We start from the raw sequence: 10,692 nt of genomic DNA, 5'->3' as shown, positions 1-10,692 counted from the left end.
CCGGTGCGGGTGGGGGCACCGGTGGCAGGGAAGCCGGTGGCGGTGTCACCGCGGCCGCGGCCGCCGGCCCGGCGGCCGGGACCCCGCCGATCAGCCATCCCGTCAGGGCCGCCGCCAGAAGCACCAGCAGGGACGGGAAAGCCGTCAGGCGGACGGGCTGGGCCGGGGCCGGGCGGCCCGTCGCGGGCGTCCTGAAGCGTCGGCGAGTCCGAGGCACCCAGCCAAGTTACTGTCGGTCACACCGCTCCAGCCGCAGAAGCCCCGCCGTGTCGCCCTCCGGTCACCACCACGGCGTCCACACCGGACGTCCGCACCCGGGCTCGTGGCAACACCGTAATTGCCGCGTTTCCGCTGCCCGGGAACGGGAAGCAGAGCTGTCGGTAACAGGGAGCGGCTGACACGCCGCGTCTACGGGCTCCCCGCGTCCTGTCGCTCTTCTCCCGCGTCCTGCCGCTGTTCTCCAGGGTATCCAGGGCTGTTCATGACGGTGCGGAAGTGCGGAGGCCTGCGGCTTCTGCCGCGGTCCTGCCTGGCGGGGTATCGGGCAGGTCACGGACTGCGTTCGCCGCGGCCGCGGCCGCGGCCTTGGCATAGCCGGATGCCGGAGGCTCGGAGATGAGACCGTCCCGTATCCAACGGGCGAACAGGCGCTGAGCGGGGTCGATAGGAATGATCTCCGCGATCGGTTCTCCGTCTCGCGTCACGATCAGCCGCTCGCCGTGTGCGGCGCGGTCGAGCACGCTCGCCGCGCGACGACTGAGATCACGGGCATTGACCGATGCCTGTCCGGTTGCCATGTCAGACATGATCTGTTTCTGTCGGGCGCGGCATCAAGCGCAACATCAAGTATGGTGTCGGATACGGGACTGATCGGTCTGGGCTGTTCGTGCGTCCGTCCGAAGGCTTCGGGCTCGCCGCCGTCCCGGTCGGCTGCCGGTCGACGATCTTCAGATATGCCAGGTCATCCAGGTTGCTGGTTCGCTATAGGGTGTGTTGATGTCGATGGAGGAGCCCGGAGTGAGCGGGCCCCGGTCCGGTTACCGCACCGACTCGGTGGCCGCGGACGCCAGGGAGGCGCCCGACGGCACGGCAGTCCGGCTCGCCGGCCGGGTGGTGCTCTGGCGCCGGATGGGCGGCCTGATCTTCGGGCACATCCAGGACCGCAGCGGGCGCGTCCAGGTCTCCCTGTCCAGGGACGAGCTGGGCGCGGAGACCATCAGGGAGTGGTCCCGCGCGCTGAAGATCGGCGACTTCGTCGGGGTCGCCGGCCGTCTCTACACCACCCGCCGTGGTGAGCGGACGGTGGCGGTATCCGACCTCACCGTGCTCAACCGGACGGCGCGCGCCCTGCCGGACAAGTGGCAGGGCCTGTCGAACGTGGAGGCCCGCTACCGCCGCCGCTATCTCGACCTGCTGGTCAACGACGAGTCCCGGGCGCGGTTCCGGGCCAGGGCGAAGGCGATCCAGCGGATCCGCCGGTTCCTCGACGACAACGACTTCCTCGAGGTCGAGACGCCGATCCTGCAGGAGGCGGCATCCGGCGCCGCCGCCCGGCCGTTCGTCACCCACCACAACGCGCTCGACGAGGACTTCTACCTGCGGATCTCACCGGAGACGTTCCTCAAGCGCGTCGTCGTCGGCTCCTTCGACCGCGTCTACGAGCTCGGCCGCAACTTCCGCAACGAGGGCATGGACTCCTCCCACCTCCAGGAGTTCACGATGCTGGAGTGGTACGCCGCCTACTGGGACTACCGCGACAACATGGCCTTCGTCCGCGAGCTGATCCTGGCGGTGCTCGACGACGTCCTCGGCACCCGCACCGTCACCTACGAGGGCGTGAAGCTGGACTTCGGCGCCGACTGGCCGGAGCTGGACTACCGGGCCGAGGTCGCCCGGCACACCGGCATCGACCTGACCGTGGTACGCGACCTGCCGGCCCTGCGGGAGCGGGTCGCCGGCCTCGGGCTGGACGTCGAGAACGCGCCGTCGTACGCGGCCCTGGTCGACCTGCTGTACAAGAAGACGGTCCGGCCCGGGCTCGTCCAGCCGTGCTTCCTGGTGCACCACCCGGCGGAGCTGGTCCCGCTGGCCCGGCGCAGCGACGACGACCCCGCCAGGCTCGACATGTTCCAGGTCGTGGTGAACGGCTGGGAGATCGTCAAGGCGTACTCGGAGCTGGTCGACCCGGCCGAGCAGCGGACCCGGCTGGAGGAGCAGGCCGAGCTGCGCGAGGCCGGCGACGACGAGACCATGATGATGGAGGAGGACTTCATCGAGGCGATGGAGTACGGGATGCCCCCGATGTCCGGCCTCGGCCTCGGCATCGACCGGTTCACCGCCCTGCTCACCGGCGCGCCCACCCTGCGCGACGTCGTCCTCTTCCCCACCATGCGCGGCGCCCGGAAAGGCCAGCACACCCCCGACGACCAGACCACCCCCGACGCCTGACCGGATTTCTTCTCGCCCGCCCCGGACCCGCCGCGGCCGCTCGGCCCTGATGAAAGCCGGTGCAACGGGTACGGGCCGGAGAGTCCGCCAGGCCGGTGTGAGCCGGCTGTCGGCTCCTGTAAGATCTTTGGCGGCAGCACGCCGACGCTGGGGTGGGGTCAAACGGCTCAGGCCGTTCAAGAAGGTCAAACGGTGGTGGAATGGGCTGCTACGAAGGCGGCCCCGCCTGTTCACCCGCTGGGCCTGGATGGCCGAGTTCTGACGGACTGGATGAGGTGAGCGGAGTGATGGGAGACTGTCATGCTCCGTTTCCGTGGGAGCCCGGGGATGAGATCCCCCGGGCCGCCCGGCGGGATCAGCTCAAGTAACGGGATCCAGCCGAAGTGACCCGGACGCGGGTCGACCTCCTTGTCTTAGTAAAGCTGCGCAGGATGGCGGTGAAACGGGCGAGCGGTGACATGATACTCGGCGGGGTCAAACGGTCGTAGCGACGCTACGACCGTTTGACCCCGCCCTGGATAATCTTTGTCACCGCGTCGCAGCAGAGGATGTTCAGCTGGTCAGGGCGCCGAGGGCGTCGTCGAGGCCTTCCAGGTCGCTCAGGGGGATCGGCGTCCAGCGGTGTTCGCCGACTCCCGGCGCGGCGGCAGCCCGGATGCTGGCCGTCGTGCCAGCCGTGTCGGCGTCGTCGCCGCTGGCGTTCTCGCCATCCCTGAGCGTGTTGTCCATGGGGACGGTGTCCCCGGTCACGTCGTCCGCTGGGGTGTCTGGACGGGGTGGTGCCGGCTGCGGTCCGTGACCGGCTCCGGTCGAATCGGCGGGGGCGGTGCCGCTCCGGGTGGTACGGGCCGCGTGTGCCGATGCCGCCACCGGTGCCACCGGTGCCACCGGTGCCACGCCGACGGCGGCCAGGGCGGGCCACAGGGAGGCGAGCGCGGCGTCCGGGTCGATCTCGAACTCCGACTGGCGGATCCGCCAGAAGCGCCAGCCGGCCCGGCGCAGCTCCCGTTCGCGGGCGAACTCGTGGGCGATCCGCTCGGGCGGCACGGCGGTGTCCGCGTCGCACTCGACCGCGAGGCGGGCGCGCCCGCCGGCCACCACCAGGTCGACGCGCCGGCCGTTCACCTCGACCTGGGGCCACACCAGATAGCCGCGTTCGCGCAGGACACGGAAGACCCGCTGCTCGAAGAGGGTGTCGAACCGCGGGTGCGGGATGTCCGGGCGGACGTCGCGCGGCACGGGTACGGGCAGGGACGCGGACCCGGCGGCGGCCGGGCCGGCGTCGGCCCCGGCGGTGGCGGACAGGGACGGCCGCGCGGAGGTCTGGGACAGCACATAGCTGAGGTAGTTGTGCCGCAGGTCGGTCGGCTCCAGGTCGCCCGTGGTCACCGAGTGGAACAGCCACACCTGGTCGCGGGCGCGGGAGGTGGCCACGTTGAACCTGCGCTGGTACTCCAGCCGGGTCAGCGACGGGGTGGGGGTGCCGGGCGCGACGACCATAGACAGGAAGACCACGTCCCGTTCGTCGCCCTGGAAGTCCGGCGGGGTCCCGACGCGCAGCCGCCGGCGCTGCTGCTCGGCCGGGGACATCCGGCTGACCAGTCTGCCGCGGATCAGCTCCGCCTGGGCGCTGCCCTGCAGCACGACGACCCCGAAGGTCAGCCCGTCGTAGCGGGGGTCGTCGGCGCAGGCCAGCACCTGGGTCACCAGGGCCTCGGCCTCGGCCGCGTTGCGCAGCCCACCGGCGACACCGGAGGTGGCCGCGCCCGGGACGTGGCACGACCGCAGGGGTGGCAGCCGGTCCGCGCCGAACTGGCGCAGCGGCACCAGCGGGGCGTCCCGGTAGAACAGCGCGGACGACCATTCGATGATCTCCGGCATGCAGCGGAAGTGCTCGCGCAGCCGGATGACCTCGCCGAACCTCGTCCGCAGCAGGGTGAACAGGCTGGACCGGGGGGTGAACGCGATGCGCAGCCAGGTGGGGATGTCGGACAGCAGCGTGTCGAGACGTTGGAAGACCGGTTCCAGCTCCTCGAAGCTCGCCTCCGCCGGGGTGCACTGCCGGTCGTCACCGACCACGATCACGCGGGGGGCCAGCCACAGCAGGAACAGGCTGTCCAGCCCGGCCTGGCTGCCCTCGTCCACGATCACCACGTCGAAGCAGTCCCGGACGGCCGGGATGGTCGACAGCACCTCGCCGATCGGCATGATCCAGGCGGGGACGGCGGTCTGGGCGACCCGCATCGCCTCGCGCGCCGCCTGCCGGTACCGCTGCGCGTAACGGCCGGTGAACTTGCCGCCCGCGGCGACCGCGTCGGCGTAGGAGCGCAGCGCCGCGGACTGCTCGGCGCCCATCCGCGTAAGGCAGTGCTTCCAGGCGAGCGCGCCGGCGAGTTCGGCGGTGGCGGCGGCGAGGGCGTCCTCAGCCGCGTCGAGCTCGGCCTCGACGTCGGTCTCGCCAGCCGCCGTCCGCGAGCGTTCCAGCCAGGTCGCCGCGCAGGCCCACGCCCAGGCTTCGGGGAAGGACGCGGTCCGCCGGTCCCACCCGGCCGCGTCCGAGCCGTCCGGACGGCTCCCAGCCGCCGTTACGATGTTACGGAACGTATCCGTTCTCTCGGCATTCGCCATCCCGGCACCGGCCGCGCCGGCACCGCCGGCTGTGTGGGCCGGGTCCGGCGCCAGGCTCTCCAGCAGGGCGGCCAGGGCCGGGTGCGCGGCCCGCACACGCGCCAGCAGCGCCACGCAGCGCCGCTCCGCGTCCCGCTCGCCGTCGGCCGCCTCGAGCGCGGCCCGGGCGGCCTCGTAGGCGGTGACGTCGCGGGCGGCCAGCGCGCCCGCGAGCGCGGCCAGCTCCGGAGCGGACGTCCCGGTCCTGGCCGCCGCCAGGTAACGGCCGTGGATGCGGCTGAGATCCGCGGTGGCGGCGGCGGCGCGTTGCCGCCACCGGACGTCCTCGAGCGCGGCGGCGAGATCCCGGCAGGCCCGGGCCCCGGTGAACGTGACACCGAGAGAGCCGCCGGCGGCCGGGGTGCCCGTGACGGCGGTGCCCGTGACGGCGGTGCCCGTGACGGCGGTGCCCGGGGCGTCCGACGTGCCAAAGGCGCCGGCGGCGGCGGAGGTGTTGGCAGCGCCGAAGGAGGCCAGGACGCCGAGGACGCGGTCGCGCGCGCCGCGGGCGTGGTCGACCGCGGCGAGGGCGCCGGCCAGATCGTGCAGGCGGGCCAGGCGCACCTCGGGGGCGGCGTCGGGGTCGACGTGTACGTCCACCAGCGCCCAGGCGCTGCTCGCCGTCTCCAGGCAGACCTGCGCGGTCAGTCGGGCGAGTACCACGTCGAGCAGGTCGGGGGTGCGCGGGGGGATGCCGTCGACAGCCGCCTCCGTGAGCAGGGGAGCCGCGTTCTTCTGGGCCTTCGAGGGGAAGACGGCGCGCAGGCCGTGGCCGGCCGCCAGGTGGGCCCGCAGCGCCTCACCGTGGGCGAGCAGCACCTGCGCGCTCGCGGGCCCCCGCTCGGTCAGCGCGGGCAGGACGACCGTGTGCAGCCCGACCCGCTCGAGCGCGCCGGCGGCCTGCTCGACGGCCGGCGTGGTTGAAGCGATCTTCTCCCACAGCACGGCGTCACGGCCGGCGAGGGCGTCGTCGAGCGCTGTCTGCACCCACGCCCAGCGGGTGTGATGGCCCGCCACCAGCGCCAGGGCGTCAGTCAGCTCCGCGGCGGCCGCCCGCAGGGCGTCCACCCGCGCCGGGGACAGCCCGGCGAGCCGGTCGGCGAGAGCGGCGACCGGCTCGCCAAGGGTGGCCGCGCTGTTGTGGGCGACGGAGGAGGCGGCCTGCTCGGCGGCCAGCAGCTGGCGGATCGTGCCGGTCGGGACCAGCAGGTCCGGATCGGTCGGGTCCTGGGCGAGCCGGTGGGCCCGGGCAGGTGTGCGGGAGCGCAGCACGGCGAGCAGTTCGGCCGCCTCGGCGGCGTCCAGGGGTGCTGGCGGCGGCCCACCATACTCGCCGCGGCTGCCGCGTCCACCGTGGTCGTTGTAATCGTTGCGACCGCCATGACCGCCATGACCGCCGCTGGCGGGTGTCGGGCCGTGCCCGCCGGCAGCGCCATCGCCGCCGCGTCCCCGGTCGCTGTCGGTGATATTGCCACCGGCGCTGGCGCTGTCCTGACCGGCGGCGGGCCAGGGCACGGGGGTGGGGAGCCAGCCGTGGGCGGCGTGCTCATCCCGCACCCGGGCCGCGATCCGGGCCAGGGTGCCCTCCCAGCCCGGCGCCACATCGTCGCTGCTGTGGTGGACGCCCTCGGCCGCGCGCAGCTGCTGGATCAGTTCGGCCAGTTCGGCCCGGCGTGCGACGGCGTCGTCCCGCCGGGAGCGCAGCCGCGCGATCCGCCGGTCGTGGTCGTCCGGCCGGAAGGCGGCCTTCTCCGCCGCGAGCGCGCTGATGCTCACCGCGAGCTCGGTCGAACCGGTGTCGTCGAGGTCGGTGAGCGACACGCACAGCCGTTGCAGCTCCGGGGGCATCTTCTCCCGCAGCACCCGCAGCGCCTGCGCCTTCTGGCTGGTGACCAGCACCCGCTTGCCCTCGGCGAGCAGCGCGGACATCAGGTTGGCGATCGTGTGGGTCTTGCCCGTCCCGGGTGGCCCTTCCACCACGACGCCGTTGTCCCGGCGCAGGCGTTCCATCACGTGGGCCTGCTCCGGGTTCGCCGGCAGCGGGAACAGCGGCGCGGTGTCGCCCGGGCCGTCCCCGCCGGGCGCCGCGTCCCCGGCAGGCAGCACGTCTCCGGCAGGCACCGTGCCCGCGGCCAGCCAGGCCAGGCGTTCGTCGGCCTCCAGCGTCTCGACCAGCTGCACCAGGCCGAGCGGGGGCGGGCTGTCGCCGCGCAGCGCGTCCAGCATCTGGTCGTAGTAGTTCAGCAGCGCCGCCCGGCCGCGGGCGCGCAGCACCAACGCCGGGGCGAACGTCACCTGCGGGCGCGGGCCGGGCCGCGCCGCCGGCTGCCAGGACGGCGAGTAGCCGTCGGTGGACACGTCCACGGCAAGGGTCAGCCAGTCGCGCAGGACCCGCTCGTCGTCGGAGCCGAGGGAGACGGCGGGGCGGCCGCGCAGCCGCTCGTGCAGCGCGTTGGTCCGTTCCGGCCGGAACGCCGCCACCCCGTCGAGCAGGCTGCTGTCCTCCAGCCGGGTTGTGGCCTCGGCGGGCAGCCGCAGGCGGATGGCGGAGCTGGCCGCGTCGATCTCCACCAGCAGCCTGGTCGCGAGCAGATGATGACGGACCTCGACAGCCGCGGGTGGGCCGTCCGTCGCGGAAGGCCGCCCGCCTGTCACGGACGGGCGTGCCGCCGCCGGGCCGAGCGCCGGCCGGCCCGGCATCGTTGCCGATGTGATCGTTGCCGCCGGGTCGAGCGAGGGCATGCCGGTCGCGGACGGGCCGGGCGCGGCTGCCGGGCGCGCCGTGGACGCCGGTCCCGACGCCGACGCCGACGCCGATGCCGACGTCGGGACCGGGCTCGGGACCTGCCAGGACAGCAGGCCGGTGCAGAGCACCAGCTCGAGCGCGTCGCCCTCCTGCGCCAGGCGCTGGGCCACCGTGTGCAGGACGTTGTGCAGGGCCCGCCGGTCGGCGTCCGCGCGGGCCCTGGCCGCCCAGATCCGCCAGGCCGGCAGCCACTGCGCGTAGGCAGCCCGGATCTCGGGCGCGTCCGCGAGCCGGATGGTTTCGGTGATCTCGCGCTGGATGCCGTCCGGCCGTAGTTCGACGCGGGTCCGTGGGCCGATCTCGCGCAGCGGCGGGAACTCCTCGACCGGCTCGCCCGGCTCGGCCATGACGACCCAGTCGGTGAGCGGGCCGGGCAGCGCCGGCGGTGGTGGCAGTGCCGCCGCGGCGGGTGCGGCGAGCAGCACCTCGCCGGGGCCGGCCTGCTCGAACAGGGACAGCCCGTCCGGGAGGTCGTCGAGCCACACCACGGCGGGATGCTCGTCGACCGTGGTGACCCGCGGCGCCTGGGCCAGGGCGATCTCCCGCAGGAACCGGACCAGCCGGTGGCACCGGTCGGTCAGCGTGGCCCGGCGCCGGTCGTCGAGGTGGTACTCCGCGCGGAGCGGCCCGGCACCGCTTTCCGCACCGGGCTGTTCCCCGCCGGGCTGTTCCTCGCCGGGCTGTTCCTCGCCCTGCCGCCCCGCTCGCCCCGCGCGACGCTGCCCGCCGCCGAGCCGCTCGTCGCCCCGGCGCTCGCTGTCACGGCGCTCGTCGGGGCGATCAGCGTGATGGTGCCCGTCGTGATGGCGCGGCTGGCGAACCGCCGTCTGATCGGTCATAGTCCCCTCCGGATGCGACCGCCCCCGAGGGCTTCCTCCGATGGCCGGATGCGCACACCGGCGGACACATCCCGTTGCGGCAGTGCCCATAATGACGCGTCCCACTGGGATGCGGTCATGCCGGGTGGCGTCGCGGGCGGGCACGGGCGGCGGGAGCCGGCCGGGGGGAACCTGTCGAAGGGGGGCCGATGGCCCGGCCCGGCGGGCCGCCGCGTGTGCGAGCGCGCGGGTGCGACAACATACCCAGCTGTGAGCTCACGGTTTCTTGCGGACCTGCACATCCACTCCAAGTACTCACGGGCCTGCAGCCGCGACTGCGACCTGGAGCATCTTGCCTGGTGGGCGGCGCGCAAGGGGATCCAGGTGATCGGCACTGGAGACTTCACCCACCCGGCCTGGACGCAGGAGATCGTCACCAAGCTCGTGCCGGCCGAGCCCGGCCTGTTCCGGCTGCGCCCCGACCTTGAGGCGGACGTGCTGCGGGCCCTGCCCGCGTCCTGCCGGGTGGCGACCCGGTTCATGCTCTCCACGGAGATCTCCACGATCTACAAGCGGGGGGAGCGGACCCGCAAGGTCCACCACCTTCTTTACGCCCCGAGCACCGACGCCGCGGCCCGGATCACCACGAGCCTGGCGAAGATCGGCAATCTCACCGCGGACGGGCGTCCCATCCTGGGACTGGACTCGCGCGACCTGCTGGAGATCACCCTTGGCGCGGGCGACGGCTGCTACCTGATACCGGCCCACGTGTGGACGCCGTGGTTCGCGGTGCTGGGCTCCAAGTCCGGTTTCGACGCGGTCGAGGACTGCTACGTCGACCTGGCCGACCACATCTTCGCGCTGGAGACCGGCCTGTCCGCGGACCCGCCGATGTTCTGGCGGCTGTCCGGGCTCGACCGGTTCCGCCTGGTCAGCAACTCCGACGCGCACTCCCCGCCCATGCTCGGCCGGGAGGCGACCGCGTTCACCTGCGACGTCGACTACTTCGCCATGCTCGCGGCGCTGCGCACCGGGGACGGGTTCGCCGGCACGATCGAGTTCTTCCCCGAGGAGGGCAAGTACCACCTCGACGGCCACCGCAAGTGCAACGTCCGCTACGAACCGAGCCAGACCCGGCAGGCGGACGGGCGCTGCCCGCAGTGCGGACGGGCGCTGACCGTCGGCGTCCTGCACCGGGTGGACACGCTCGCCGACCGCGCCGAGGGGGTCCGCCCGCCGACCGCGGGCGAGGTGCGCTCACTGGTGGCGCTGCCCGAGGTCGTGGGGGAGATCCTCGGGGTCGGGCCGAAGAGCAAGGCGGTGGCCGCGCAGGTCACGGCGCTGGCCACCCGGCTCGGCCCGGAGCTGGGGATTCTCGCCGAGGTGCCGCTGGACGCGATCGCCGAGGTCGGCTCGTCCGCGCTGGTGGAGGCGATCCGCCGGCTGCGGAACGAGGAGGTGATCCGCGAGGCCGGGTACGACGGCGAGTACGGCGTCATCCGCCTCTTCCGTCCGGAAGAGCTCAGCTCGGACGCGGGCACGCTGTTCGACCTCGCCGCCGGCACGGCAGCACCGCCCGCCGACGCAGCGGCATCGTCCGCCGGTGTAACGGCTCCGCCTGCCGGCACAACGGTGCCGGGCGCCACCGCAACGGCACCGGGCCGCGCAGAGCCGGGCCGCGCAGAGCCGGGCGGCACAGCGGAGAAGGCGGCGGGGGAACGGGCAGCGGGGGAGAAGGCAGCGGCCGCGGGCGGCTCCCGAGCTCGCTCCGCCCGTCGGGCAGGCCGCGCCGTCCGTACCGCGCTGGCGCCGTCCGTGCCGGCGCCAGCAGGCCGGCCGGCATCCTTATCCGCGGCCCCGTCCGCGGTGGGCAGCACCGCGGTGGACAGCACCGTGGATTCATCGGGCACGCCGGATCCGGCGTGCCCGGCTCCTCGGCTGCGTGTCCCGGCC

At 73.7% G+C, this 10,692-nt stretch carries 4 protein-coding genes; 2 read left to right on the top strand and 2 right to left on the bottom strand.

Features of this window, described 5'->3' with window-relative positions; translation table 11 throughout:
* Positions 1 to 479 precede the first annotated feature (479 nt).
* The gene (locus AC5LSR_RS20760) at positions 480 to 797 is read right to left on the bottom strand and encodes a type II toxin-antitoxin system Phd/YefM family antitoxin (protein ID WP_250286145.1); all 318 of its coding nucleotides are present in this window, start codon (positions 795 to 797) and stop codon (positions 480 to 482) included.
* A gap of 199 nt (positions 798 to 996) precedes the next feature.
* Between AC5LSR_RS20760 and lysS the strand changes: the two genes are divergently transcribed.
* Positions 997 to 2,448 carry a lysine--tRNA ligase gene (gene lysS / locus AC5LSR_RS20755; RefSeq protein WP_250286144.1) on the top strand — a complete coding sequence of 484 codons (1,452 nt, stop codon included), beginning with the start codon at positions 997 to 999 and terminating at the stop codon, positions 2,446 to 2,448.
* Between the two features lie 552 nt (positions 2,449 to 3,000).
* Here lysS and AC5LSR_RS20750 read toward each other — a convergent pair.
* Positions 3,001 to 8,760: an AAA domain-containing protein gene (locus AC5LSR_RS20750; RefSeq protein ID WP_493468865.1), complete on the bottom strand. Its 5,760-nt coding sequence runs from the start codon at positions 8,758 to 8,760 to the stop codon at positions 3,001 to 3,003.
* A 249-nt stretch (positions 8,761 to 9,009) separates the two neighbouring features.
* On the opposite strand from AC5LSR_RS20750, the gene AC5LSR_RS20745 reads away from it, so the two are divergent.
* Positions 9,010 to 10,692 (top strand): endonuclease Q family protein (locus AC5LSR_RS20745; protein WP_493468864.1); only part of this gene is annotated, 1,683 nt, incomplete at its 3' end.

It is taken from the genome of Protofrankia sp. CiP1_Cm_nod4 (assembly GCF_982290645.1).
Note: the sequence above shows the minus strand (reverse complement) of the source record. Positions and strands in the feature narration are given on the sequence as shown.